This window comes from Streptomyces sp. NBC_01433, assembly GCF_026340105.1.
Classification (GTDB): Bacteria; Actinomycetota; Actinomycetes; order Streptomycetales; family Streptomycetaceae; genus Streptomyces.
The window spans coordinates 1,338,068-1,362,037 of sequence record NZ_JAPEPM010000001.1 but is presented as its reverse complement, the minus strand read 5'-3'; the positions used below and the strand labels follow the sequence as shown (position 1 = coordinate 1,362,037).

General features: G+C 70.7%; 25 protein-coding genes. 14 read left to right on the top strand and 11 right to left on the bottom strand.

The window, feature by feature from the left end; all coding sequences use genetic code 11:
* Positions 1-126 precede the first annotated feature (126 nt).
* The 4 genes from tsaB to OG413_RS05845 are packed head-to-tail and all read left to right on the top strand — an operon-like array spanning position 127 to position 2,721.
* Complete coding sequence (tsaB, locus tag OG413_RS05860; RefSeq protein WP_266809923.1) at positions 127-774, top strand: tRNA (adenosine(37)-N6)-threonylcarbamoyltransferase complex dimerization subunit type 1 TsaB; 648 nt, start codon at positions 127-129, stop codon at positions 772-774.
* Complete coding sequence (rimI, locus tag OG413_RS05855) at positions 771-1,334, top strand: ribosomal protein S18-alanine N-acetyltransferase (RefSeq protein ID WP_266803346.1); 564 nt, start codon at positions 771-773, stop codon at positions 1,332-1,334. The genes tsaB and rimI overlap by 4 nt, the downstream gene beginning before the upstream one ends.
* On the top strand, positions 1,334-2,458 hold the full coding sequence (gene tsaD, locus OG413_RS05850; RefSeq protein WP_266803345.1) for a tRNA (adenosine(37)-N6)-threonylcarbamoyltransferase complex transferase subunit TsaD: 1,125 nt from the start codon (positions 1,334-1,336) through the stop codon (positions 2,456-2,458). The genes rimI and tsaD overlap by 1 nt, the downstream gene beginning before the upstream one ends.
* Complete coding sequence (locus OG413_RS05845) at positions 2,455-2,721, top strand: hypothetical protein (RefSeq protein ID WP_266803344.1); 267 nt, start codon at positions 2,455-2,457, stop codon at positions 2,719-2,721. The genes tsaD and OG413_RS05845 overlap by 4 nt, the downstream gene beginning before the upstream one ends.
* Here the strand turns inward: OG413_RS05845 and OG413_RS05840 are convergent.
* Positions 2,678-3,385 (bottom strand): TetR/AcrR family transcriptional regulator, encoded by a 708-nt coding sequence (locus tag OG413_RS05840; RefSeq protein ID WP_266803343.1) that lies wholly within the window; start codon positions 3,383-3,385, stop codon positions 2,678-2,680. The genes OG413_RS05845 and OG413_RS05840 overlap by 44 nt on opposite strands.
* Before the next feature lie 239 nt (positions 3,386-3,624).
* Here OG413_RS05840 and OG413_RS05835 point away from each other — a divergent pair, with 239 nt between their 5' ends.
* Positions 3,625-4,998, top strand: a complete 1,374-nt coding sequence (locus OG413_RS05835; RefSeq protein WP_323137907.1) for an MFS transporter — start codon at positions 3,625-3,627, stop codon at positions 4,996-4,998.
* Between the two features lie 118 nt (positions 4,999-5,116).
* Positions 5,117-5,581 carry a VOC family protein gene (locus OG413_RS05830; protein WP_266803341.1) on the top strand — a complete coding sequence of 155 codons (465 nt, stop codon included), beginning with the start codon at positions 5,117-5,119 and terminating at the stop codon, positions 5,579-5,581.
* A gap of 73 nt (positions 5,582-5,654) precedes the next feature.
* Here the strand turns inward: OG413_RS05830 and OG413_RS05825 are convergent, their stop codons facing one another.
* Complete coding sequence (locus OG413_RS05825) at positions 5,655-6,464, bottom strand: alpha/beta fold hydrolase (protein WP_266803340.1); 810 nt, start codon at positions 6,462-6,464, stop codon at positions 5,655-5,657.
* Positions 6,465-6,580: 116 nt separating this feature from the next.
* Here OG413_RS05825 and OG413_RS05820 point away from each other — a divergent pair, with 116 nt between their 5' ends.
* Entirely contained in the window at positions 6,581-7,240 is a 660-nt protein-coding gene (locus OG413_RS05820; RefSeq protein ID WP_266803339.1) for a hypothetical protein, read from the top strand.
* Positions 7,241-7,252: 12 nt separating this feature from the next.
* Here OG413_RS05820 and OG413_RS05815 read toward each other — a convergent pair whose 3' ends face one another.
* On the bottom strand, positions 7,253-8,485 hold the full coding sequence (locus OG413_RS05815) for a class I SAM-dependent methyltransferase (RefSeq protein ID WP_266809921.1): 1,233 nt from the start codon (positions 8,483-8,485) through the stop codon (positions 7,253-7,255).
* A 115-nt stretch (positions 8,486-8,600) separates the two neighbouring features.
* Between OG413_RS05815 and OG413_RS05810 the strand changes: the two genes are divergently transcribed.
* From OG413_RS05810 to groL, 4 genes are all read left to right on the top strand, one after another.
* Positions 8,601-9,548 carry a polysaccharide deacetylase family protein gene (locus OG413_RS05810; RefSeq protein ID WP_266803338.1) on the top strand — a complete coding sequence of 316 codons (948 nt, stop codon included), beginning with the start codon at positions 8,601-8,603 and terminating at the stop codon, positions 9,546-9,548.
* Positions 9,545-9,805 carry a hypothetical protein gene (locus tag OG413_RS05805; RefSeq protein WP_266803337.1) on the top strand — a complete coding sequence of 87 codons (261 nt, stop codon included), beginning with the start codon at positions 9,545-9,547 and terminating at the stop codon, positions 9,803-9,805. Before OG413_RS05810 ends, OG413_RS05805 begins: the two co-directional genes overlap by 4 nt.
* Before the next feature lie 154 nt (positions 9,806-9,959).
* On the top strand, positions 9,960-10,268 hold the full coding sequence (groES, locus tag OG413_RS05800; protein WP_003966899.1) for a co-chaperone GroES: 309 nt from the start codon (positions 9,960-9,962) through the stop codon (positions 10,266-10,268).
* 100 nt (positions 10,269-10,368) lie between these two features.
* Positions 10,369-11,991 carry a chaperonin GroEL gene (gene groL, locus OG413_RS05795; protein WP_266803336.1) on the top strand — a complete coding sequence of 541 codons (1,623 nt, stop codon included), beginning with the start codon at positions 10,369-10,371 and terminating at the stop codon, positions 11,989-11,991.
* 431 nt (positions 11,992-12,422) lie between these two features.
* Here groL and OG413_RS05790 read toward each other — a convergent pair whose 3' ends face one another.
* From OG413_RS05790 to OG413_RS05770, 5 genes are all read right to left on the bottom strand, one after another.
* The gene (locus tag OG413_RS05790) at positions 12,423-13,451 is read right to left on the bottom strand and encodes a hydroxyacid dehydrogenase (protein WP_266803335.1); all 1,029 of its coding nucleotides are present in this window, start codon (positions 13,449-13,451) and stop codon (positions 12,423-12,425) included.
* A gap of 44 nt (positions 13,452-13,495) precedes the next feature.
* Positions 13,496-14,350 carry a carbohydrate ABC transporter permease gene (locus OG413_RS05785; protein WP_266803334.1) on the bottom strand — a complete coding sequence of 285 codons (855 nt, stop codon included), beginning with the start codon at positions 14,348-14,350 and terminating at the stop codon, positions 13,496-13,498.
* Positions 14,347-15,240: a carbohydrate ABC transporter permease gene (locus OG413_RS05780; protein ID WP_266803333.1), complete on the bottom strand. Its 894-nt coding sequence runs from the start codon at positions 15,238-15,240 to the stop codon at positions 14,347-14,349. Before OG413_RS05780 ends, OG413_RS05785 begins: the two co-directional genes overlap by 4 nt.
* On the bottom strand, positions 15,240-16,568 hold the full coding sequence (locus OG413_RS05775; RefSeq protein WP_266803332.1) for an ABC transporter substrate-binding protein: 1,329 nt from the start codon (positions 16,566-16,568) through the stop codon (positions 15,240-15,242). Before OG413_RS05775 ends, OG413_RS05780 begins: the two co-directional genes overlap by 1 nt.
* A gap of 145 nt (positions 16,569-16,713) precedes the next feature.
* On the bottom strand, positions 16,714-17,844 hold the full coding sequence (locus tag OG413_RS05770) for a substrate-binding domain-containing protein (RefSeq protein ID WP_266803331.1): 1,131 nt from the start codon (positions 17,842-17,844) through the stop codon (positions 16,714-16,716).
* Between the two features lie 311 nt (positions 17,845-18,155).
* Between OG413_RS05770 and OG413_RS05765 the strand changes: the two genes are divergently transcribed.
* Positions 18,156-19,694, top strand: a complete 1,539-nt coding sequence (locus tag OG413_RS05765; RefSeq protein ID WP_266803330.1) for a right-handed parallel beta-helix repeat-containing protein — start codon at positions 18,156-18,158, stop codon at positions 19,692-19,694.
* Positions 19,695-19,791: 97 nt separating this feature from the next.
* On the opposite strand, the gene OG413_RS05760 is transcribed toward OG413_RS05765, so the two are convergent.
* Together OG413_RS05760 and OG413_RS05755 are read right to left on the bottom strand one after the other, a co-directional pair.
* The gene (locus OG413_RS05760) at positions 19,792-20,565 is read right to left on the bottom strand and encodes an SDR family oxidoreductase (RefSeq protein ID WP_266803329.1); all 774 of its coding nucleotides are present in this window, start codon (positions 20,563-20,565) and stop codon (positions 19,792-19,794) included.
* Positions 20,566-20,648: 83 nt separating this feature from the next.
* Positions 20,649-21,350: an MOSC domain-containing protein gene (locus tag OG413_RS05755; RefSeq protein WP_266803328.1), complete on the bottom strand. Its 702-nt coding sequence runs from the start codon at positions 21,348-21,350 to the stop codon at positions 20,649-20,651.
* Positions 21,351-21,431: 81 nt separating this feature from the next.
* Between OG413_RS05755 and OG413_RS05750 the strand changes: the two genes are divergently transcribed.
* Positions 21,432-22,322: a LysR family transcriptional regulator gene (locus tag OG413_RS05750; protein ID WP_266803327.1), complete on the top strand. Its 891-nt coding sequence runs from the start codon at positions 21,432-21,434 to the stop codon at positions 22,320-22,322.
* Between the two features lie 229 nt (positions 22,323-22,551).
* Here OG413_RS05750 and OG413_RS05745 read toward each other — a convergent pair whose 3' ends face one another.
* Positions 22,552-22,884 (bottom strand): WhiB family transcriptional regulator, encoded by a 333-nt coding sequence (locus tag OG413_RS05745; protein WP_266803326.1) that lies wholly within the window; start codon positions 22,882-22,884, stop codon positions 22,552-22,554.
* A 421-nt stretch (positions 22,885-23,305) separates the two neighbouring features.
* On the opposite strand from OG413_RS05745, the gene OG413_RS05740 reads away from it, so the two are divergent.
* The gene (locus OG413_RS05740; protein WP_003948568.1) at positions 23,306-23,917 is read left to right on the top strand and encodes a response regulator transcription factor; all 612 of its coding nucleotides are present in this window, start codon (positions 23,306-23,308) and stop codon (positions 23,915-23,917) included.
* Positions 23,918-23,970 lie beyond the last annotated feature (53 nt).

Here is a 23,970-nt window from a genome sequence, read left to right as displayed (position 1 = left end):
AGCGTTTACGTCGTACCCGTGTATCCCCGGTGACGGTAGCAGCCGGGGCGGGGCAGTTCGGGACGACGTACGGACGCCATGCCTCCGTCGGCGGAGCCGTAGGCTGTTTGCGTGCTCTTGCTCGCCATGGATACCGCCACCCCCGCCGTCACCGTCGCCCTCCACGACGGGAGATCCGTCGTCGCGGAGTCCGGTCGGGTCGACGCCCGCAGGCACGGGGAGCTGCTGCTGCCCGCCGTCGACCGGGTTCTCGCCGAGGCCGGGGTGAAACTCGACGCCGTGACCGGTGTGGTCGTCGGCGTGGGCCCCGGCCCGTACACCGGGCTGCGGGTCGGCCTCGTCACCGCCGCGACCTTCGGCTCCGCCCTGTCCGTGCCGGTGTACGGGCTGTGCACGCTGGACGGACTCGCGTACGCCGCCGGGCTCGCCGGTCTGGAGGGTCCGTTCGCCGTGGCGACGGACGCGCGCCGCAAGGAGGTCTACTGGGCGCGGTACGAGGACGGACGTACCCGAATCGGTGAACCCGCCGTCGACCGGCCCGCCGACATCGCCGACCGGCTGGCGGGCCTTCCCGTGGTCGGGGCGGGCGCGCTGCTGTACCCGGACGCGTTCGGCGACGCCCGTGAACCCGAGCATGTGGCGGCCGGGGCGCTGGCCGCGCTCGCCGCCGAGCGGCTGGCCGCCGGGGCCGAGCTGCTGCCGCCGCAGCCGCTCTATCTCCGCAGGCCCGACGCGCAGGTCCCGAAGAACTACAAGGTGGTCACCCCGAAGTGACGACCGCGACCGCTGTGCTGCGCGAGATGCGCTGGTGGGACATCGATCCGGTGCTGGCGCTGGAGCACGAGCTGTTCCCGGAGGACGCCTGGTCGGCCGGGATGTTCTGGTCGGAGCTGGCGCACTCCCGCGGGCCGGGGGCCACCCGCCGCTATGTCGTCGCCGAGGACCCGGCCGACGGGCGGATCGTCGGCTACGCCGGTCTCGCGGCCGTCGGTGAGCTGGCCGACGTCCAGACGATCGGAGTGACCCGTGAGTACACGGGTGCCGGTCTCGGCTCCGAACTCCTCACCGATCTGCTGAAACACGCCACGGCCTTCGAGTGCGCCACGGTGCTCCTCGAAGTCCGCGTCGACAACACCCGGGCACAGAAGCTGTACGAGCGCTTCGGCTTCGAGCCGATCGGCTTCCGGCGCGGTTACTACCAGCCGGGCAACGTCGACGCGCTCGTCATGCGCCTTCACGTACAGGAACACGAGCACGTACAAGTAGACGAGCCTGTGCACGTACATGAGCACGTACAAGAACATGAGCACGTACAAGAAACTGAGACTGACTGATGGCTGACGAACCGCTCGTACTCGGCATCGAGACCTCCTGCGACGAGACCGGCGTCGGCGTCGTGCGCGGTACGACGCTGCTCGCGGACGCCGTCGCGTCCAGCGTCGACACGCACGCCCGCTTCGGCGGGGTCGTCCCGGAGATCGCCTCCCGCGCCCATCTGGAGGCGATGGTTCCCACCATCGAGCGTGCCCTGAAGGAAGCCGGGGTCGCCCCCCGCGACCTGGACGGCATCGCCGTCACGGCCGGTCCCGGGCTCGCCGGGGCGCTGCTCGTCGGCGTCTCGGCGGCGAAGGCGTACGCGTACGCCCTGAACAAGCCGCTCTACGGGGTCAACCACCTCGCCTCGCACATCTGCGTCGACCAGCTGGAGCACGGCCCGCTGCCCGAGCCGACCATGGCGCTGCTGGTCAGCGGCGGGCACTCCTCGCTGCTGCTGGCCCCGGACATCACGAACGACGTACGGCCGCTGGGCGCGACCATCGACGACGCGGCGGGCGAGGCGTTCGACAAGATCGCCCGGGTGCTGCACCTCGGCTTCCCCGGCGGCCCGGTCATCGACCGGCTGGCGAAGGAGGGCGACCCGAAGGCGATCGCGTTCCCGCGCGGGCTGAGCGGTTCGCGCGACCCGGCGTACGACTTCTCCTTCTCCGGCCTCAAGACCTCCGTCGCGCGCTGGATCGAGGCGAAGCGGGCGGCGGGCGAGGAGGTGCCGGTACGGGATGTGGCGGCGTCCTTCCAGGAGGCCGTGGTGGACGTGCTCACCCGCAAGGCCGTCCGGGCCTGCAAGGACGAGGGCGTGGACCACCTGATGATCGGCGGCGGGGTCGCGGCCAACTCGCGGCTGCGGGCGCTGGCCCAGGAGCGGTGCGAGCGGGCCGGGATCCGGCTGCGGGTGCCGCGGCCGGGGCTCTGCACGGACAACGGGGCGATGGTCGCCGCGCTCGGCGCGGAGATGGTGGCCCGCAACCGGCCCGCCTCGGACCTGGAGCTGTCGGCGGACTCGTCGCTTCCGGTGACCGAGCCGCATGTGCCGGGCCGCCACGGTGACGGTCACGGTCATACTCATGGTCACGACCACGATCACGTGCACGAGATCAGCAAGGACAACCTGTACTCATGAGCGAGCCGACCGTCGCGCTGATGTGGGAGGCCCGTGCCACCGAGGGCCGGGGCGCCGAGCTGCTGGAGTGGGCGCGGGCCCGGACGGGCGAGCTGTCCCGCGAGCCGCTGCGCAGCGAACTGCTCCGCGCCCCGCAGGACCGGGTCCTGGTGATCACGTGGTGGGTGGGGGAGTACGGCGACGAGCTGCCCGAACTCCCCGAGCCGGACGCCGGACTGATCACCCGGGCGGTGCACCGCTGGCGCTTCGAGTCCCTCGGCTGATCAGCCCGCTGATGATCGCGTCGAGTTCGTCGGCGACGTCGTAGTCGGCGGCGTACTCGTGCCACCGGTCCTTGACCGCGCTGAGCCGCGGCAGCGTGGCCGCGTCCTCGTCGGTGACCATCTCGGGGAAGTACTGGACGCGCGGCGGATTCTCCGCCCGGCGCGCCGCGGCCCTGCGGAAGATCAGGTCGCCGTAGACGTAGCTCCAGATCGTCCGGTAGGCGCGTACCGACCGGGCGGGGGAGAGCCCGCAGGCGAGGGCGGAGTCGAGGATCTCCTCCACCATCCACAGCGCGTTCTTGTCGGTGAGCCCGCCCAGCGCCAGGATGTCCAGCACCCATGGGAGCCGGCCGAGGATGTCGTGCATGTGCACGGACACGGCGAGCAGCCGCTCGCGCGGATCCGCGGGCAGTTCGGGCCGCGGGAATGAGTCCGCGGTGCCGGACAGGGTGAGCATCAGCAGCTCGTCCTTGTCCCGCACGTAGTGGTAGAGCGCCATCGGCGTGCTGCCCAGCTCCTTCGCCACCCGCCGCATGCTCAGGGCCGCCACGCCCTCCTCCTCGACGATGCGGCGCGCGGTGGCGACCATCACGTCGGGGTCCAGCTTGCGCGGCCGGCCCACGGATCGCTTCGCCGCCGCCGGTTTCTTCTCTGTGCCTGCCACCGGGGCATTGTCCCCCGCGCCCTTCGCCACTTCCGCGCCTCCCCGGCCATGTCCGCGTTCCGCAGCACCGGCGTACGCCGTTCCGCCATACCCCGCGCCTGTCGGTCCGCCGCACCGTGATTAATTTCTATACGCGTATAGTAATGATTCGAAGGGTGACAGCGAGGGAAGGGTAAATCGTGAACAATCAGGCGAAGCAGGTGCGTTGGCTGCTGGTGGTGGCACTCACCGTGCAGTTCATGGTGTCGTTGGACATGTCCGTGGTGAACGTCGCGCTGCCCGACATCCGCGGCGATCTCGGCTTCGGCCAGGACGGACTCCTGTGGGTGGTCAACGCCTACGCCCTCGCCTTCGGCGGGCTGCTCCTGCTCGGCGGCCGCCTCGCCGACCTGATCGGCAGCCGCCGCGTCCTGACGGCGGGACTGGTGCTCTTCGGCGCGGCGAGTCTGGCGGGCGGTCTCGCGCAGTCGCCGGGCGCGCTGGTCGCGGCGCGGGCCGTGCAGGGGGTCGGCGCGGCGGCGCTCGCCCCGGTGGCCTTCGCCCTGATCACCCTCGCCTTCCCGGCCGGTCCCGCCCGTTCGCGGGCCCTGGGGCTGTGGGGCATGGCGGGCGCGGCGGGCGGCGCCGTCGGGGTCCTGGCGGGCGGGCTGCTCACGGACGCGACGAGCTGGCGTTCCGTGATGCTGGTGAACGTGCCGATAGTCGCCTTCGCGCTCGCCGTGTCGGTGCGTACGGGACTCGCCGCCCGGCCCGTGCGGACCGGGGACCGGCTCGATGTGGCGGGGGCGCTGCTGGCCACCGTCGGTACGACGCTGCTGGTTCTCGGGCTCGTACGGACCTCGGACCACCCCTGGGGCTCCGCCACCACTCTGGGCACGCTCGGCGCCGCGGTGCTGCTGCTGGTGACCTTCGTCGCCGTCGAGCTGCGGACCGCGTCGCCCCTGCTGCGTCCCGGTCTGCTGAAGGGGCGGCCGGTGCTGACGGCGAACCTGATCTGCCTGCTGCTGGCCTCGGGGCAGTTCGCCGCGTTCTACTTCGTCTCGCTCTATCTCCAGCTGGTGCTCGGTTACGGGCCGACGGCGGCCGGTGCCGCGTTCCTGCCGTTCTGTGTGGGCGTCGTCGTGGGCTCGGTGATCGCCGCCCGTACGGTCACGGCGCTCGGCACCCGGCGGCTGCTGGCCACGGGCGCGGCGGTGGCCGCGCTCGGCATGGCCGGGTTCGCCGCGACGGCGACGGCGGACGGCGGCTTCCTCTATTCGATACTCGGCCCGTCCCTGGTGACGAGCGTCGGCGTCGGCCTCTGCTTCGTACCGCTCGGCACGGCCGCCACGACCGGTGTCGTGCCCGGCGAGACGGGCATGGCGTCCGGGCTGCTCAACAGCTCCCGCCAGGTCGGCGGCTCGCTGGGGCTGGCTTTCCTGGTCACCGTCGCCGCCCAGGTGACCGGCGGCGGCTCCGGCCGCACCGAACTGGCCTCGGGGTACTCGTCGGCGTTCTGGGTCTGCACGGGGCTGCTGGCACTGGCCGCGGTGACGGCGCTGGTGCTGCTCCCGGCGGGTGAGCGAGCGGTGGCCGCGGCGGAGCCGGAGGGGGCGACGGGCGTGTCCCGATGAGTCCGGGGGCCGTCACGGGTCTACCTTCCACAGCGTCCGGCGCCTGAGCGCCCGGTGCCCCGATGCGCGGCGCCTCGGCGTCCGGTGCCCCTCCGGACGGCTCTACGAGGAGAAGACCATGCAGAAGATCACGACCTTCCTGTGGTTCGACGGCCAGGCCGAGGAGGCGGCGAACCACTACGTCTCCATCTTCGGCGGTGACTCCCGGATCCTGGACGTCACCCACTACACCGCGGCGTCCCCCGGCGAGCCCGGATCGGTGATGACCGTCCGGTTCCGGCTCGCCGGCCAGGAGTACGTCGCCCTCAACGGCGGCCCGCAGTTCCCGTTCACCGAGGCGGTCTCGCTCTCGGTCGACTGCGAGGACCAGGCGGAGGTGGACCGCCTGTGGGCCGCGCTCACGGAAGGGGGCGAGGAGAGCATGTGCGGCTGGCTGAAGGACAAGTACGGCCTGTCCTGGCAGATCGTCCCGCGCGCCCTGGCCGAGGTGCTCGGCGACCCGGATCCGGCCAAGGCGGACCGGGCGATGAAGGCCATGCTCGGGATGCGGAAGCTGGACATCCAGGCGCTCCGGGACGCCTGACCGCCGCCCGACCTGCCTCCCCGGCCGCCCGGCTTTCCGCTGGTCCCGTCCCGTCCCGGCCCCGTCCCGGCGGTCAGGGGGAGGTCAGGAGGGCCAGCAGCCGGGCGGGCGCGTCCTCCTGGACCGTGTGGCCCGCGCCGTCCACCCAGATCAGCTCGGACCCCGGAATCCGGGCGTGCAGCCGCTCGGCGAACTCACCGACGAGGAGCCGGTCCTCGCGCCCCCAGATGATCCGGGTCGGCACCGACACCTCGCCGAGGAGCGGCTCGAACGCGTCGGACTGCGCCTGCTCCAGATCCCGGTACTGCCGGTAGAACGCCGCCTGGCCGACCGGCCCGCGCCAGGGGGCGAGATAGGCGTCGAGGACGCCGGGCCGGTATCCCGTATGGGTGGCGTACCGCAGGTGGCTCGTGACCAGTGCCTCGTGGGCGTAGTCGGGGAGCCGCTCGAAGACGCTCGCGTTCTCGCGGATGAGCTTGAAGAAGCCCGTGCCCCAGTCGCCGCCGCCCACGGCGTCGACGAGCGTGAGGTGCCGGTAGCGGGCGCCCTCCAGCAGCAGCGCCCGCAGCGCGACGGCGCCGCCGATGTCGTGGGCCACCACGTCCGGGGCGGACAGCCCCCAGTGGCCGAGGAGGGCGGCGAACCGCCGCCCCTGGGCGGCCAGACCGACGTCCTGGCCCGCACGCTGCTCCGAGCGGCCGTAGCCCAGCAGGTCGAAGACGAAGACCTGACGGGTGCGGGCGAGGGCCGGGGCGATGTCGCGCCAGATGTACGAGGAGAACGGGGAGCCGTGCAGCAGCACGACGGGATCCCCCTGCCCGAACGAGTCCCACCGGATGGCTCCGTCGGGCGTCTCGAAGGTCTTGCCGAGAGTCCAGGTCATGGGGTGGTGCCTCCTGCTTCGGGGATGCTCGACCACTTCGGTGAAGTTACCAGAAGAAGCGTTTAACAGGTAACGGTCGGAGGGGGTGGGAGTGACCCGCCGGTAGTGTCTGGGTCATGTCACGCCGTTCGCCGCTGCCGCCGTCCCCGCCGCCCGTGGAGATCCGCTCCTGGCCCGACCGTGAAGCGCTGCTCGCCGACCGGGACGTGGTCCTGGGCGAGCTGGTCAGGATGCATGTGGGGCTGGGGCGGCTCGGGTTGCTGTGGATGTGGGCGGCGCTCGCCGCGCTCGGCTGGTCCCTCGTGGGGACCGGGCTCATCATGTTCGAGGAGACGTACGACGTGGTCAGCGCCATCGGCGCACTCGTCAGCCTCGTCATCGGCGTCGCACTCCTGGTGCCGTCCGCCGTCTTCGTCCCGCTGGGCCTGGCCCGGGACCGGAAGGTCCGTCAACTGCTGCTGGAATGGGGCGCGCTGGACCGCGACCCGGCCCGCGACGTGCGGCTGCGCGGGCCCGGGGCCAGCCTCGCCTGGCTGCTGATGTCCTTCGTGCTGTGCGCGGTCGGCCTGTTCGCGTGTACGGCCGGACCGGCGGGTGCCACGGCGGGTGACCCGTACGGCCTGGTGGTCCTCGTCATGGGCGTCGGTCTCATCGCCTGGGTGACCGGCCTGATCGGCATCACCAAGGCGATCTCCCACCGCCGTTGGGTGGTACGGGTCCTGATCGGCGCCGTATCCCGGCCGCGGGTGCCGGCGGGCGGCGGCCCGCACCGCTGACACCTCACCACCTCACCGGCCCACGGGGTGGCCGATCAGCATCGTCGGGGCACCGGCCACCCGGGTCAGGAACACGGTGGCCGAGTGCGGCCCCCGAAGCTTCATGCGGCGGCGCAGCTCCTCCGGTTCGACCGCCGAGCCACGCTTCTTGACGGTCAGTACGCCGACCTCCCGCTCCCGCAGCAGGGCCTTCAGCTTCTTCATGCCGAACGGGAGCCGGTCGGTGATCTCGTACGCGGTCGTGTAGGGCGACACGTACGGCGTCTCGCTGGTGACGTACGCGATCGTCTCGTCGATCAGCCACCCGTCGCACCGCTCCACGATGTCGGCGACCAGATGGGCGCGGATGACGGCGCCGTCCGGCTCGTACAGATAGCGGGCGACGGGGCCGACGGGCGGGGCGGGGAGCGGGGCGTCGGCGACCAGAGTGGCCGCCGACGGCAGGAGCGTCGCCCGGAACGAGCCGGGCGCGAAGCCCTCGCCGAACCAGAGCACCGCCTCCTTCACATCGCCGCCGTCCGAGATCCACTCCGCCTCCGCCCGCGGCCCGATCGCCTCGTGCGGGACTCCGGGGGCGATCTTCAGCGCCGCCCTGGGGGCCTTCAGAGCGGCCGCGGTCGCCCAGGACAGCGGCGGTGAGTACGCCTCCGGATCGAAGATCCGGCCCCGCCCGCCGCGCCGCGCCGGGTCGACGAAGACCGCGTCGTACGGGGAGGTGTCGATCTCCGTGACATCGGCGCACCGCACCTCGATCAGGTCCGCCAGGCCGAGCGCCGCGGCGTTGGCGCGGGCGACCTCGGCGGTCAGCGGGTCGCGGTCCACGGCGAGCACCCGGATTCCGGCGCGCGCCAGGGCGATCGCGTCGCCGCCGATCCCGCAGCACAGGTCCGCGACGCTCCGTACGCCGCCGAGCCGCGCGAACCGTTCGGCGCGGTACGTGGCGACCGATGTACGGGTGGCCTGCTCGACGCCGTTCGGCGTGAAGAACATCCGGTGCGCGTCCTCGGCACCGAACTTCGCCACCGCCCGCTGCCGCAGCCGCGCCTGCCCCAGCGCCGCCGACACCAGATCCGCCGGGTGCGAACGGCGCAGCCGGGTCGCGGTGGCCAGCTCCCGCGCGGGGTCGTGGTCCCGCAGCCCGGCCAGGAGCTCGGCGCCCTCGGGCGTGCGCAGGGCGGCGAAGGCGGCGAGCGGGTCCGTGGGGCCGGCGGGACCGGTGGGGGTAGTTGCGTTCACCCGGTCCATTGTGAGCCAGGCGGGGGACCGGGCGAGTCCGGTGGCGGTGTCGGGGCGGGGGCCCGGTGACGGGCTGGCAGGATGCGGCGCCATGCAGCCAGTACGACAAAAGGAAAAATTGGTCATGAAGAGGCGCAGACCGGGTCACATGGTTCTGGCGGCCCTGCTGGTCGCCGCCGTCGGCTCCGGATGCGCCGCCGGATCGGACGGCGGTGGCGCGGGCGCCCCCGACAGGTCGGCCGAGCCCACAGCCGGACAGCGGGGCGGGCCGCCCGCCGGCCAGCCCGGCGGCCCGGCCCGGCAGGCCGGACCCTCCCGCGCCCTGGACACGTACGCCCAGGAACTCAAGCGCAAACAGGCGGCCCGGGTCGTCGCGGCGAAGAAGTGGGGGCTGGCCGCGGTGCCGCTGCCCGCCCCCGCGCCGCCCGCCGTGAAGCCGCACATCACCTCCCGCGAGGGCTTCGAGGTCGCGGACGGGGACGAGCTGCCGCCCGTCTTCACCACCGTGCCCACCAAGGAACGGATCGTCTTCCTCACCATGGACGACGGGGCGGAGAAGGACCCCGAGCTGCTGCGGATGATGACCGAACTCGACATCCCCTACAGCGCCTTCCTCAGCGACTACGTGATCAACGACAACTACGGCTACTTCGCGAAGATGCAGAAGCGCGGAGTCACCCTCAACAACCACACCCTCAACCACCGCTATATGCCGGGACTCTCCCGAGAGGAACAGCGGACGGAGATCTGCGACCAGCAGGCGAAGATCCAGAAGCGCTACGGGAAGCGGCCCACCCTCTTCAGGCCGCCGTACGGCAACTACAACCGCGACACCCTGGTCGTCGCGAAGTCCTGCGGGGTCACGGCCGTACCCCTGTGGTCCGCCGAGGCGTTCCCCGACCACATGGAGTGGCGCGAGTGGGACCGGGACCTGCACCCCGGCGACATCGTCCTGACCCACTTCCGGGGACGCGAGGACTGGGAGGGCTCCATGGCGGACATGGTCCGCCGGGTCATGAAGACGATCACCGACAAGGGATACGCGGTGGCCAGGCTGGAGGACTACGTATGAGCCGCGCGCACCGGCTGCTGGCCGGGCTGCTGACGGCCGGTGCGCTGTTCACCGTCACCGCGGGGTGCGCGCAGTCGGTGGACCCCATCGAACGGCTGGGGCGCAAGGCGGCGCAGAAGGTCGGCCCGCGGTCGCCGTCGCCCAAGGCCACCGTGCTCAAGGGCAGTCACGGCGCGTGCGGCCGGCGCCCCCTCTCCCTACGGCTTCCCGCACGACGCGAGGGTGGTGAATTGGCACTCCGCTTGACCGAGTGCTAATCGCGGTCATAGTCTCGGGTCTGGCACTCCCCCCTGGAGAGTGCCAGCACCACTGTGCGACAGGGCAGGTCCGGCACCCGCGACGACGGATCGACCTGGTCGCCGACCAAAGACTGTTAAACCCCGTGAGATCTCCGAAGGGGGAGACCGGATCGTGTCGACCACCAGCTCCAAGGTTGCGATCAAGCCGCTTGAGGACCGCATTGTGGTCCAGCCGCTCGACGCCGAGCAGACCACGGCTTCCGGCCTGGTCATTCCGGACACTGCCAAGGAGAAGCCCCAGGAGGGCGTCGTCCTGGCCGTGGGCCCGGGCCGCTTCGAGAACGGCGAGCGTCTTCCGCTCGACGTCAAGACCGGCGATGTCGTTCTGTACAGCAAGTACGGCGGCACCGAGGTGAAGTACAACGGCGAGGAGTACCTCGTCCTCTCGGCGCGCGACGTCCTCGCGATCGTCGAGAAGTAATTCACCCACGTTTGCTTCTGTTCTGCGCCCCTGGTCCCCTGCGAAATAACTAGCCGGGCGGCGAGGGGCGCAGTTCGTTCGAGAGGGAAAGATTCAGCCCATGGCGAAGATTCTGAAGTTCGACGAGGACGCCCGTCGCGCCCTTGAGCGCGGCGTCAACAAGCTTGCCGACACGGTGAAGGTGACGATCGGCCCCAAGGGCCGCAACGTCGTCATCGACAAGAAGTTCGGCGCTCCCACCATCACCAACGACGGTGTCACCATCGCGCGCGAGGTCGAGCTCGACGACCCGTACGAGAACCTCGGTGCCCAGCTCGTGAAGGAGGTGGCGACCAAGACCAACGACGTAGCGGGTGACGGCACCACCACCGCCACCGTGCTGGCCCAGGCGCTCGTCCGCGAGGGTCTGCGCAACGTCGCCGCGGGCGCGTCCCCGGCCTCCCTGAAGAAGGGGATCGACGCCGCGGTCAAGGCCGTGTCCGAGGAGCTCCTCGCGACCGCCCGCCCGATCGACGACAAGTCCGACATCGCCGCCGTGGCCGCGCTCTCCGCGCAGGACACCCAGGTCGGCGAGCTCATCGCGGACGCGATGGACAAGGTCGGCAAGGACGGTGTCATCACCGTCGAGGAGTCCAACACCTTCGGTCTGGACCTTGAGTTCACCGAGGGCATGGCCTTCGACAAGGGTTACCTGTCCCCGTACATGGTGACCGACCAGGAGCGTATGGAGGCCGTCCTCGACGACCCGTACATCCTGATCCACCAGGGCAAGATCGGCTCCATCCAGGAGCTGCTCCCGCTGCTGGAGAAGGTCATCCAGGCCGGCGCCTCCAAGCCGCTCCTGATCATCGCCGAGGACGTCGAGGGCGAGGCGCTCTCCACCCTCGTCGTCAACAAGATCCGTGGCACCTTCAACGCCGTCGCGGTGAAGGCCCCGGGCTTCGGTGACCGCCGCAAGGCCATGCTCGGCGACATCGCCACCCTCACCGGTGCGACCGTCATCGCCGAAGAGGTCGGCCTCAAGCTCGACGGCGCCGGTCTCGACGTGCTGGGCACCGCCCGCCGCGTCACCGTCTCCAAGGACGACACGACCATCGTCGACGGCGGCGGCGACTCGGCCGACGTCAAGGGCCGCGTCAACCAGATCAAGGCCGAGATCGAGTCCACGGACTCCGACTGGGACCGTGAGAAGCTCCAGGAGCGCCTCGCGAAGCTGGCCGGCGGCGTGTGCGTGATCCGCGTCGGTGCCGCCACCGAGGTGGAGCTCAAGGAGAAGAAGCACCGTCTGGAGGACGCCATCTCCGCGACCCGCGCCGCGGTCGAGGAGGGCATCGTCTCCGGTGGTGGCTCCGCTCTGGTCCACGCCGTCAAGGTCCTTGAGGGCAACCTCGGCAAGACCGGCGACGAGGCCACCGGTGTCGCGGTCGTGCGCCGCGCCGCCGTCGAGCCGCTGCGCTGGATCGCCGAGAACGCGGGCCTTGAGGGTTACGTCATCACCTCGAAGGTCGCCGAGCTCGAAAAGGGCCAGGGCTTCAACGCCGCCACCGGCGAGTACGGCGACCTGGTGAAGGCCGGCGTCATCGACCCGGTCAAGGTCACCCGCTCCGCGCTGGAGAACGCCGCGTCGATCGCGTCGCTGCTGCTCACGACCGAGACCCTGGTCGTCGAGAAGCCGGCCGAGGACGAGTCCGACGCCGGTCACGGCCACGGTCACTCGCACTAGTACGCACCCGGCACACCACCGAGGCCCGGTACCCCCGTCGCGGGGGCACCGGGCCTCGGTGCGTTCCACCCAACCGGGGGCGCTGCCCCGGCAACCCGGGGGCGCTGCCCCGGCAACCCGGGGGCGCTGCCCCCGGACCCCCCGCTCCTCAATCGCCGGAGGGCTGGGTTTTCGTGGGCTAGGCCCCCCTGAACCCCGCTCCTCGATCGCCGGAGGGGCTGGGTTTTCGGGCACGCTGCCCCCGGACCCCTGCTCCTCGATCGCCGGAGGGGCTGGGTTTTCGGGCACGCTGCCCCCGGACCCCCGCTCCTCAATTGCTGGGGGGCTGGGTTTTCGGGGTGCTCGGCCGATCAAGCCCGCCCGGCGATTGAGGGCATCTTTCAGCCTGTCCGGCGTTTGAGGACCGGGGTCCGGGGCGGAGCCCCGAGGGGTCACGCCGAGTGGCGGAGCGCTCCCGGCGTCACCGGGTCCGCGAACGGCAGCCCCCGGGCAAAGCGTTCCAGCTCGTCCAGCGACTGGTCGGCCATCCGATGCAGCTCATTGCCCAGCGACCCCGCGACGTGCGGGGTAAGCAGGACGTTCGGCAGGTCGTACAACGGAGACTGCGGCGAAGGAAGTTCGGGCTCCGTGACATCCAGCACCGCGTGCAGCCGCCCGCTCACCAGCTCCGGCAGCAGCGCGTCCTCGTCCACCAGCGAACCCCGCGCCGTATTGATCAGCGTCGCCCCGTCCGGCAGCAGCGCCAACTGCTCCGCGCCGATGAGATGGTGCGTGGCCGGGAGCTGCGGCGCGTGGACGGAGAGGACCGAGCTGTCCGCGCACACCTGCGCCAGCGACGCGGACCGGACCCCCAGCGCGGCAGCCTCCTCGGCACCGACGTACGGGTCGTAGAGAGTCACGTCCAGGTCGAACGGCCGCAGCAGTTCGATCACCCGGCGGCCGATGCGGGACGCTCCGACGATGCCGACGGTACGGCGGTAGTTGCCGGTGCCGTCCAGCTCGTCGAGCCAGTCGTGGTCGGCGCGCAGTTCGCGGTAGCGCCGGGCGGAGTGCAGGACGCGCTTGTTGGCGAAGAGCACCGCGGCCACCGTGTACTCGGCGACCGGCAGCGCGTTCGCCGCCGCCGCCGAGGTGACGGCGATCCCGCGCTCCCAGCAGGCGTCGGTGATGTGGTGCTTCACGGACCCCGCGGCGTGTACGACGGCGCGCAGCCGCGGGGCGGCGGCCAGTACCTCGGCGGTGAGCGGGGTCGCCCCCCAGCACGTGAACAGCACCTCGGCCTCGGCGAGCGCGGCGGCCACCTCGGGCGTCGGAGCGGCCAGGTCGTGGCCGACGAGGCGGGGATCCGTCCGGGTGAGGGCGGCCAGCCGGGTGCGGTGGTGTTCGGCGAGGAGGCGTTCGGCGATGCCGGGGGCCATCGCCAGCAGGGCCTTCGGCCGGTTGTCAGTGGCGTGGGGCATGGTGGGACTCGTACTCCTCAGGGCTCGCGCGGGCGGTCCGACGGTCACTTGACGCTTCCGGCGGTCAGGCCCGCCTTCCAGTGCCGTTGCAGCGAGACGAAGGCGACGATCAGGGGGATGACGGCGAGGAGGGAGCCGGTGACGACGAGCGGGTAGAAGCTCGGCTCGCCGTGGGTGTTGGTGTTCCAGGAGTACAGACCGAGGCTCAACGGGAAGAGCTTGCGGTCCGACAGCATCACCAGGGGGAGGAAGAAGTTGTTCCAGATCGCGGTGAACTGGAAGAGGAAGACCGTCACGAAGCCCGGCATGACCATGGGCAGACCGATCGACCAGAACGTGCGCAGTTCTCCCGCCCCGTCGATCCGGGCGGCCTCCAGCGCCTCGTTCGGGATGTAGCCGGTGCAGAACACCCGCGCGAGATACACGCCGAACGGGTTGACCAGCACCGGGATCAGCACCGACCAGTAGGTGTTGACCAGCCCGATCTCGGAGGCCAGGAGATACATCGGCAGGGCCAGCGCGGTGGTGGGCACCAGCACGCCCATCAGGACCAGGCCGAACAGCTTCTCCTTGCCCCGGAATTCGTACTTGTCGAAGGCGTAGCCCGCGGCGACACAGATCAGCGAGCAGACGATCGCGCCGCCACCGGCGTACAGGAGGCTGTTGAGATACCAGCGGAAGTAGATGCCGTCGCCGTAGGAGGCGAGGTTCGACAGGTTCTCGCCGAGGTTGAAGCCGTCGAAGGAGAAGGCGTTGCCCGCGAGCAGGCCGCCGGTGTCCTTCGTGGCGGCGGTGACCAGCCAGACGAGGGGGAAGAGCATGTAGACGACCGCGAGGAGCAGGAAGCCGTTGACCGCGGTCTTGGACATCCAGCGGCTGGGGCGAGTCGATGAGTTCATGCCTTCTTGCCCTTCCGGCCGGTGAAGCGGGTGACGACGAAGGAGAGCAGCGCGGCGGTGAGGGCCAGCAGGATGGAGGCGGCCGCGGCGAGCCCGTAGTCGTTGCGCTCGAAGGCCGCGGTGTACGCGTACATGTTCGGCGTCCAGGTGGAGGAGACGGCGGAGCCCGTTCCCTTGTTGAGGATCAGCGGTTCGGTGAACAGCTGGAGCGAGCCGATGATCGTGAACAGCGCGACCATCGCCACGGAGGCGCGGATCAGCGGGACCTTGATGGACAGGGCGATCCGCCAGGCGCCCGCGCCGTCGACCGTGGCCGCTTCGAGTACGGACCGGTCGATGGCCTGGAGCGCGGCGTAGAAGATCACCATGTTGTAGCCGAGCCACTCCCACAGCGCGATGTTCACGATGGAGGGGAGAGCGCCTTCGGGGGAGAAGAAGTCGAAGCCGATCCCGCCGGACTCCATGGCGCTGACGACCGGGCTGAGCTGGGGTGTGTAGAGATAGACCCAGATCAGCGCGGCGATGATGCCGGGCACGGCGTGCGGCAGGAAGAGCGCGAGCTGGAAGAACCGGCGGGCGCGGGCCAGCGTGGAGTCCAGCAGCAGGGCGAGGGCGAGGGCCCCGATGAGCAGCAGCGGAATGTAGAACAGGCAGTATCCGAGCAGGACGACGAAGCCCTCGCGGAAGGCCCGGTCGCCCAGCGCCGCCGCGTAGTTGTCGAGGCCGCTGAAGACGGTCTCGGTGCCGCCGAAGCCCAGTCCGGACTGCTTCTCGGTGAACAGGCTGAGCCAGACCGCGTATCCGATCGGCACGAGCATGGCCAAGGTGAACAGTACGAAGAAGGGCCCCAGCAGGACGGCGGCGGCTCTGGTTGTCCGGGCGCGCTTCATCAGCCGGCGTCCTTGACCTTCAGGCCACGCTTCTTGAGCTCGGCGACGGTGGCGTCATGGCCCGCCTGCACGGCTTCGGCGATCGTCGAACCGCCGCTGGCGACCTTGCCGAACTGGTCCTTGATCACGGTGTTGGACGTGCCGGTCGTCGGGCCCCAGGCCCAGTTCTGGCCGATGGACGTCGCGGCGCCCTCGAACACCTGGTAGATGTCCGTGCCGCCGTAGAAGCTTGCGTCGAACGCCTTCTTCGCGACGGGACGCAGCTCGGCCGCGGCCGGGAAGGCGCTCGACGTACCGGATTCGATGCGGGCCTTGATGCCGTCCTCGGTGGTGGACATCCAGGTCGCGAACTCGACGGCGGCCTTCGCCTTCTTGCTGTTCTTGGACACCGCGAAGGTGGAGCCGCCGAGCATGCCGCTGGCCGGCTTGCCGTCCCAGCTGGGCATCGGGGCGACCGCCCACTTGCCGCTCTGCTCGGGCAGTGTGCCCTTCAGGACACCCGCGCCCCAGGCGGCGCCGAGGTAGCCGACGGTGGCGCCGTTCTTGAGGGAGTTGGTCCACTCCGGGCTGAAGGAGGCGTTGGCCCGGATCAGGTCGTCGTCGAGCAGTCCCTGCCAGTAGTCGGCGACCTTGGTGGTGGCCGCGTCCTTGGTGGTGACCTTCCAGGTGTCGCCCTCGGCCTTGTACCACTGGGCCCCGGCCTGCCAGGCCATCGCCTGGAAGGTGGTCGGGTCGTCCGGGAAGAAGGTGCCGATGCGGGCCTTCTTGTCGGCCTGCTTGACCTTCTCGGCCGCCTTGCGGAAGTCGTCCCACGTGGTGGGGACCTCGACGCCGTACTTCTTGAACAGGTCCTGGCGGTAGTAGAACGCCTGCGGCGAGGCGTCGAACGGAACGGCCCAGTTCTTGCCGCCCAGCGTGGTCAGCTCCACCGCCTGCGGCAGCAGCTTCTTCTTGACGTCGTCGGTGACGTACGAGCTGATGTCCTGGAGGGCGCCCTGGCTGACGAACTCGGGCAGCTGCGGGTACTCGATGCTGACCAGGTCGGGGGCGTTGCCCGCCTTCACCGCGTTGGAGATCTTGGCGTAGCCGCCCGCGTTGCCGGAGGGGATCTCCTCGTAGACGACCTTGATGTTCTTGTGCGAGGCGTTGAACGCGTCAACGACCTCCTTGGATCCCTTGGTCCAGCCCCAGAAGGTGACGCTGACGGGCTTCCCGTCGCTTCCGGGTGCTGCGGAGTCGTCACCGCTGCCGCCGCAGGCCGTGAGAACGGCGAGGGCGGTGGCGGCGCCGACTATGACATGGGACGTTCTGCTCCGACTGCGGCTCACAGCGTGGCTCCTGAACAGGCGACGACATTGGCGTTGGCCGTGATCCTTGAACCAGCCGTGACCGAAGTCAAGAGCGAAAGATTGATTGATCGAAAAAAGATCAAATAAGTTACGAACGGAAGTGGTCGCGGAGGTACCCGGCGGCTTACCTCAGCGGGTCCCCGCAGGAGGACCTGACCCGCAGTTCGGGGAGCAGCGTCAGATGCCGGCGCGGTACGGCGCCACCCGCGCCGCGAGCCCGCGTCAGCCGCTCCACCAACAGCTCCGTGGCGTGCCGTCCCACCTCGCGCTTGGGCGGGGCCACCGCGGTGAGCGGGGTGTCGGCGAGCGCCGCCACCTCGTCGTCGTACGCGATCAGCGCCAGGTCGTCCGGCACCCGTACGCCCAGCTCGGCCAGTCGCTGCACCACCTGGATCGCGTCCACGTCGTTGTGGATCAGCGCGGCGGTGGCCACCCCCGAGCCGACCGCGTCGCGCAGTGCCAGCACCGCGTCCTCGAAGCCCTCCGGCGCCAGCTCCGCCGGTACGGAGTCGATCACGTCCTGCGGGGCGCGCAGCCCCAGGATGCGCAGCGCCTCCTCGTACCCGGACCGCACGGCGACCGCCGTCGGGGAGTCGGCGCGGGCCATCAGCAGCGGCGCCCCGTGGCCCAGGTCCACCAGGTGGCGGACGGCCAGCAGTACCCCGTGCCCATGGTCCGAGCAGACCCGGTCCAGGGCGTCGAGCGGGGAGCCGGCCGCGGGCTGCCGTTCCAGGAGCACGGTCGGCACGGGCAGCGAGGTGATCCAGTCGCCGAACGCCGCCGGGTCGCCGGGCCGCCGCCAGCCGGGCGCGACCAGCAGGCCCTCGGCGCCCGCCGCGAGCAGGCCCTCGGTGCGGGCGTGGTCCTCCTCGGGCCGGTAGTCGGAGATCCGCAGGATCAGCCGGGCCCCGGCCCGCGCTGCCGCCTCGTGCGCCCCGCGGATCACCTCGGCGAAGTAGTACGTCGCGGAGGGCGCGAGCATGCCGAGGACGAGGCCGCTACCCGCACCCGCGCTGCCGGGACCGGTGGCGCCCGGACCGGTGGCGGCGCCGGGCGGGGGAACGGCGTCCTGCGGCCAGGACACGGAACCGTGCACCCGGTCGAGCAGGCCCCGTACCGCCAGATCCTCGACGTCACGGCGGATCGTGACGGGGGAGACCCCCAGCTGGGAGGCGAGATCCGAGACCCGGGCCGAGCCCCGTTCGCGTACCAGCTCCAGCAGTCGGTCATGGCGTTCAGCAGCACTTTCGCGCACGGCAGCAGTCCCCTCGCAATGTGTGGCCCGGTCTCCGGTCCGGCCGCTCCCGGAGCCCTGGCCCGACCCTAGTCCAGCGTGATCGAACGATGGCAGTTTCGATCATTCAAACGCAATCCATTGACGTTCGATCAATCGGCGTCCAGGATTCCGGCGATGCCGACCGACCGAGCGAGCGATCCGAGCCAGCCGGCCGATTCGGCCTGATCGGACCGTCCGTCCGATCCGACCGTCCGTCCGATCCGACCGTCCGTCCGATCCGGACCGACCGACTGATCCGAACCGACCCTGACTGTTCGTACGGAGGAATTGTGAGACACCGCGTCACCGCAGCCGCGCTCGCTGCCCTGACCGCCGCCGCTGGCCTGACCGCCGCGGGAACGGGCACCGCGCAGGCTGCGCCCACCGGCCGTACCCACCACGTCGACTGCTCCGCCACCCCCGGTGCGACAGCGGCCGACGGCAGCAGGGCTCGGCCCTGGACCGGTCTCGGCGAGGCGAACGCCCAGACCTACGGCCCCGGCGACCGGCTGCTCTTCCGGCGCGGCGCCACCTGTACCGGCACCCTCGCCCCGCAGGGCGGCGGCTCCGCCCGCGCCCCGTTCACCATCGCCGACTACGGCCGCGGGTCCGCCCGCGCCAAGCTCGACGGCGCGGGCGCCCACGATGTCGTCCTGCTCTCCAACACGCAGTACGTCCATCTCAAGGCCCTGGAGATCACCAACGCCGACAACCCCGGCAGCGAGCGCAACGGCGTACGCCTCCGTCTCACCGACTACGGCACCGCCCGCGGCTTCAGCGTCTCGGGTCTCTACATCCACGATGTGCGCGGCGGCGACTTCAAGACGCTGACCGGCTCCAGCGCCATCCACATCGCCGTCGAGGGCAAGGCGAAGGCCAGCCGGTACGACGGTCTCGACATCGGCTACAACCGGATCGAGAACGTCGACCGAGAGGGCATCTACTTCAAGTCCACCTTCTCCAAGCGCGATCTGGTCGGCGAACAGCAGGACCCGAACGTCTATCCGGGGGAGTGGACGCCCAGTACCGGCGTCCGCATCCACCACAACACGCTGAAGTCCCTGGCGGGCGACGGCATGAAGCTGGACACCACCAGCGGCGCCCGCGTCGACCACAACAGGATCGACGGCTTCCAGCTCCGCTCGCCCTCCGCCAACGCGGGCGTCTGGACCTTCAACACCGACGACACGACCATCGAGTACAACGAGGTCTCGGGCGGCGGCAACACCCATGACGGCATGTCCTTCGACGCCGACGGCGCCTCGCGCAACACCGTCTTCCAGTACAACTACAGCCACGACAACAAGGGCGGCTTCCTGCTGATCTGCCCCTACAGCGGGGCCAAGACCATCGGTACGGTCGCCCGCTACAACGTCAGCCGCAACGACGGCGCGCGCCTCATCCAGAACTGCTGGGGCCCGATCCTCGACACCCGGATCTACAACAACACCTTCGTCAACAGCGCGGAGACGGTGCCCGGTTACCTTGTCCAGGACGACGCCGGAAGCCCCGCCACCACGCAGCACGAACTGTCCATCCGCAACAACGTCTTCGTGAGCGAAGGCACCGGCGGCTACGCCCTCAAGAACCCGACCGCCGGTCTCACCTTCGACCACAACGCGTTCTACGGCGTCGACATGACCCGCCCCGACCCCGGCGGCATCACCGCCGACCCGAAGCTGCGCCCCGACTTCCGGCTGGGCAAGGGCTCGCCCGCCCTCGCCGCCGGAACCGTGATCGAGAACAACGGCGGCAAGGACTACTTCGGCAACAAGCTGAAGCCCGGCGCTCCCAACATCGGCGCCTACGCGGGCCGCGGCATCAGGTAACGGGCCCCGCGCCCCAACCCGCAACGCGAGCAACACAGGTAACACCCGTAGCACCCGTAGCGCCCCTGGAACCAGTAACTGCCCACTCACCGCGCACTCACTGAGGTCCGTACTTGCGGCCTGTCCTGGCGGAGACCCCTCCGAGCAGGCCGCGAGGCGTGACCTTGACCAGCCCCATCAGCGCCTTGTAGCGCGGGTCCGGAATCGACACCGGCTTGCCGCGCGCCAGATCCGCGAGCGCCGACGCCACCACCTTGTCGGCGTCCAGCCACATCCAGCCCGGGATGTTGTCCGTCCCCATCCCGGCCCGCTCATGGAACTCCGTCCGCACGAAACCGGGACACAGCGCCATCAGCCGTACGCCGGACTCGGCGAGGTCCTTCGCCGCGCCCTGGGTGAACTGCACGACCCACGCCTTCGACGCACCGTACGTCCCGCGCGGCAGGAACGCCGCGACGGAGGCCACGTTGATCACCCCGCCCCGGCCCCGCTCCCGCATCCCGGCGGCGGCAGCCGAGGTCAGCCGCAGCACGGCCTCGCAGTGCACCTTCAGCATCGTCAGCTCATCGGCCATGGGCACATCCAGATAGTGCCCCTTGCTGCCGAACCCGGCGTTGTTGACCAGCAGATCGACCGGATGCCGGTGGTCCTCCAGCCGTGCCTCGACGGCCTCGATCCCGGTGTCCTCGGACAGATCGGCACTCAGCACCTCGGCCTCGATGCCGTGCCGGTCGTGCAGTTCGGTGGCCTGGGCCCGTAGCCGCTCGGTGTCGCGGGCCACCAGCACCAGGTTGTGCCCGTCACCCGCGAGCCGCCGCGCGAAGGCGGCCCCGATACCCGCCGTCGCGCCCGTAATCAGTGCAGTCGTCATACGCGGCACGTTAGTGCCCTTCACGCACCGTCGGATCACCCGCCCGGCCGCCTCTGGCGCCGCCCGGTACCACTCGAAGTGCGCTAGCCGGCCGCGGGCTGCTCGGCGTTCCCGGCGGCCTCGGCCGTCCCGGCCCTCGCGGCGTACTCCCGCGCCTTGCGCAGCGCTTCGGGGTGCAGCGCGTTCCCGGCGGCCAACAGGCCGGGCAACAAATCCCGTTCGGTCGTCACCGCCCGGAACTGCAGAGCCACCGTTACCTCGTGGTCCGGGCGGTGCACGATCTCGACCGGATCACCCGCCCGGATGGTGCCCGGTTCGATCACCCGCAGGTACGCGCCCGGGGCGGCCGCCTCGGTGAACCGCTTGACCCACCCCTTCTCGCCGAGGTGACCCGCGAACGTCCGGCACGGGATGCGGCCCGAGGTCACCTCCAGCAGCAGGCCGGAGCCGATCCGCCAGCGCTCCCCGATCTTCGCGCCGCTCACGTCGATGCCCAGGGTCGTCAGGTTCTCGCCGAACGCTCCGTTGGCCAGCGTCCGGCCGCCCAGCGCCCGCTCCCAGGCATCCAGTTCCTCGCGGGCGAAGGCGTACACCGCCTGGTCGCTGCCGCCGTGGTGCCGCAGATCGCACACCGCGTCCCCGTCGACCCCGCTGCCGCCGATGTGCTTGGGGCCGGGATCGGTGACCCGTATCGGCCCCTCGACAGGCCGTTTGTCGATCCCGGTGACGCCTTCGGAGTGCGCGGAGGCCCGGGGGCGGCCCACATTTACGGTCAGCAGCTTCATGCCACACACGCTAGCGAACCGGCCCCCAAAGCAACCAGCCATTAATTCGCTACTGCTACAAGATTCGCTTATGGTGGTGGAGTGATCGAAGCCCGTCATCTCCGTGTCCTGCGAGCCGTGGCCACCACCGGCTCGTTCTCCGCCGCCGCGCGCGAGCTGGGCTGCACACAGCCCGCCGTCAGCCAGCAGATGAAGGCCCTGGAGTCCTCCGCGGGCACCACGCTGCTGATTCGTACGGGCCGCGAGATGCGCCTCACCCAGGCGGGTGAGGCACTGGTGCGGCACGCCTCCGGAATCCTGGCCGGGCTGACCGCGGCCGAGGAGGAGGTCGCCGCGATCGCCGGGCTGCGGGCGGGCCGGGTGCGGCTCGTCTCGTTCCCCAGCGGCAGTTCCACCCTGGTCCCCGGCGCCCTCGCCGCGCTGCGCGCCGAGCACCCCGGCACCCGGGTCTCCCTGGTCGAGGCCGAGCCGCCCCGTTCGGTGGAGATGCTGCGCGACGGCGACTGCGACATCGCCCTCGCCTTCCGGTACGGGGCCTCCGGCGGCGAGTGGGACGACCTGGTCGTACGCCCGCTGCTCACCGACCGGCTGATCGGCCTGGTTCCGGACGGGCACCGGCTGGCCGGCGCGGAGACCGTGGGCATCGGCGAACTGGCCGACGAGCCGTGGATCGCCGGCTGCCCGCGTTGCCGCCGTCAGCTGGTGGAGGTCTGCGAGGAGTCCGGCTTCACCCCGCGGATCGACTTCGCCACCGACGACTACCCGGCGGTGATCGGCCTGGTGGGCGCGGGTCTGGGTGTGGCGGTCCTGCCGGAGCTGGCGATCGAGTCGGTACGCCCCAAGGGGGCCCGCACCATCACGGTGGAACCGGCCATCGAGCGCGAGATCGTGGCGCTGACCCTGCCCGACCTGGCCCGGGTGCCGGCGGTGGCGGCCACCCTGGACCAGCTGTCCCTGGCGGCCGCGCGTTGAACCGCCGTACGCCGGGCAGCGCGCACCGAACCGCCGAGCGCCGCAGGCCGGGCGACCGGTCATCGAGCGGCCATTCGTTCAGCGACCGTGCATCGAGCGACCGTCGACCGAGCGACCGGTCATGGAGCGACTGGGCGCCCGAGTGACCGGGCGATCGAGCGCTGAGCGACCGCTCCGGGCGGGCGGCGTCCGGAGAAACGTTTCTGCTTCAGTGGGGCGGGATCGGGTGTCAGGCGTGTCCCGGTCCTGAGACGACGCCCGACGGGGTCGCCGCGATCAGCCGGTTGCGTGCCCGGCCCATCAGCTCTTCGCGCTCGTCCTCGGTCAGGCCGCCCCACACTCCGTAGGGCTCCCGTACCGCCAGCGCGTGTGCCGCGCACTCGGCCCGTACCGGGCAGCGCATGCACACCTCTTTCGCCGAGGTCTCGCGAGCGCTCCGAGCCGCCCCGCGCTCACCTTCCGGGTGGAAGAACAGTGAGCTGTCGACCCCTCTGCACGCGGCCAGCAGTTGCCAGTCCCACAGGTCTGCGTTGGGTCCGGGAAGGCGGGAGAAATCTGCCATTGCTTGTCCCCTCGAAACCGTGCTGTGTCGGAAACGGCATCCTCGACCGTCCGGATCTTCGGCGGCCGGAGTTCCGACCGTACATCTACGGTCTTAGTAGATGTAAATATGACTGATTGCGAATCTAGCCATAGACACCAGCAAAAGGGAAGAAAACCCGCCAAATAGGGCATGCCTTCAGGTGAAGATTAGGTTGACGGGTGGACCATTCGCGCCGCTCTCCTCCGTGTCCGGCCCTTCACGTAGAGTGCCGAACCCGGCGGTCCGACCCGTAACTCTTTCGAGTGACCATCGTTGAGAGTGCGGAGGCGGTTGACGGAGATCGAGCTCGGGCACATGTCCGAGGGGGTCAACCGCACAGGTGACGACTTGTATCAGCCTGGAGGCTCAAGGTGACGCGCATCAGCTGCGGAGGACGGTCATGACATCCGTCCTCGTCTGCGACGACTCCCCGCTTGCCCGAGAAGCGCTCCGTCGCGCGGTGGCCACTGTGCCCGGCGTCGAGCGCGTGACGACGGCGGCCAACGGCGAGGAAGTCCTCCGCCGCTGGGGAGCCGATCGTTCGGATCTGATTCTGATGGACGTACGCATGCCCGGTCTGGGGGGTGTGGAGACGGTCCGGCGGCTGCTCTCCGCGGATCCCGGGGCCCGGATCATCATGCTGACCGTCGCCGAGGACCTGGACGGGGTCGCGCTCGCGGTCGCCGCCGGTGCCCGCGGCTATCTGCACAAGGACGCCTCGCGGGCGGAGTTGCGGGCCACCGTGACCCAGGCGCTGGCCGATCCGACGTGGCGGCTCGCCCCGCGTCGGCTGCGGTCCGCCGAGATGGGCGCGGCCCCGACGCTCACCGCGCGGGAGATCCAGGTGCTCGAAGGCATGAGTCACGGCCGTTCCAACGCGGAGATCGGGCGCGAGCTCTTCCTCTCCGAGGACACGGTGAAGACGCACGCCAGGCGACTGTTCAAGAAGCTCGGCGCCTCGGACCGCGCCCATGCCGTGGCGCTCGGCTTCCGCTGGGGTCTGGTCCGCTGAGGGCGGGCCGTCCTCAGTGGCCGAGGCCATCCCCGTCCGCACACCGGCGGACG

What these genes read in the sequence shown, in the direction of transcription:
- tsaB (WP_266809923.1), top strand. Translation starts at nt 127, where the DNA reads ATGGATACCGCCACCCCCGCCGTCACCGTCGCCCTCCACGACGGGAGA.
- tsaD (WP_266803345.1), top strand. Translation starts at nt 1,334, where the DNA reads ATGGCTGACGAACCGCTCGTACTCGGCATCGAGACCTCCTGCGACGAG.
- OG413_RS05845 (WP_266803344.1), top strand. Translation starts at nt 2,455, where the DNA reads ATGAGCGAGCCGACCGTCGCGCTGATGTGGGAGGCCCGTGCCACCGAG.
- OG413_RS05835 (WP_323137907.1), top strand. Translation starts at nt 3,625, where the DNA reads ATGGTGTCGTTGGACATGTCCGTGGTGAACGTCGCGCTGCCCGACATC.
- OG413_RS05830 (WP_266803341.1), top strand. Translation starts at nt 5,117, where the DNA reads ATGCAGAAGATCACGACCTTCCTGTGGTTCGACGGCCAGGCCGAGGAG.
- OG413_RS05825 (WP_266803340.1), bottom strand. Translation starts at nt 6,464, where the DNA reads ATGACCTGGACTCTCGGCAAGACCTTCGAGACGCCCGACGGAGCCATC.
- OG413_RS05820 (WP_266803339.1), top strand. Translation starts at nt 6,581, where the DNA reads ATGTCACGCCGTTCGCCGCTGCCGCCGTCCCCGCCGCCCGTGGAGATC.
- OG413_RS05815 (WP_266809921.1), bottom strand. Translation starts at nt 8,485, where the DNA reads ATGGACCGGGTGAACGCAACTACCCCCACCGGTCCCGCCGGCCCCACG.
- OG413_RS05810 (WP_266803338.1), top strand. Translation starts at nt 8,601, where the DNA reads ATGAAGAGGCGCAGACCGGGTCACATGGTTCTGGCGGCCCTGCTGGTC.
- OG413_RS05805 (WP_266803337.1), top strand. Translation starts at nt 9,545, where the DNA reads ATGAGCCGCGCGCACCGGCTGCTGGCCGGGCTGCTGACGGCCGGTGCG.
- groL (WP_266803336.1), top strand. Translation starts at nt 10,369, where the DNA reads ATGGCGAAGATTCTGAAGTTCGACGAGGACGCCCGTCGCGCCCTTGAG.
- OG413_RS05790 (WP_266803335.1), bottom strand. Translation starts at nt 13,451, where the DNA reads ATGCCCCACGCCACTGACAACCGGCCGAAGGCCCTGCTGGCGATGGCC.
- OG413_RS05785 (WP_266803334.1), bottom strand. Translation starts at nt 14,350, where the DNA reads ATGAACTCATCGACTCGCCCCAGCCGCTGGATGTCCAAGACCGCGGTC.
- OG413_RS05780 (WP_266803333.1), bottom strand. Translation starts at nt 15,240, where the DNA reads ATGAAGCGCGCCCGGACAACCAGAGCCGCCGCCGTCCTGCTGGGGCCC.
- OG413_RS05760 (WP_266803329.1), bottom strand. Translation starts at nt 20,565, where the DNA reads ATGACGACTGCACTGATTACGGGCGCGACGGCGGGTATCGGGGCCGCC.
- OG413_RS05755 (WP_266803328.1), bottom strand. Translation starts at nt 21,350, where the DNA reads ATGAAGCTGCTGACCGTAAATGTGGGCCGCCCCCGGGCCTCCGCGCAC.
- OG413_RS05745 (WP_266803326.1), bottom strand. Translation starts at nt 22,884, where the DNA reads ATGGCAGATTTCTCCCGCCTTCCCGGACCCAACGCAGACCTGTGGGAC.
- OG413_RS05740 (WP_003948568.1), top strand. Translation starts at nt 23,306, where the DNA reads ATGACATCCGTCCTCGTCTGCGACGACTCCCCGCTTGCCCGAGAAGCG.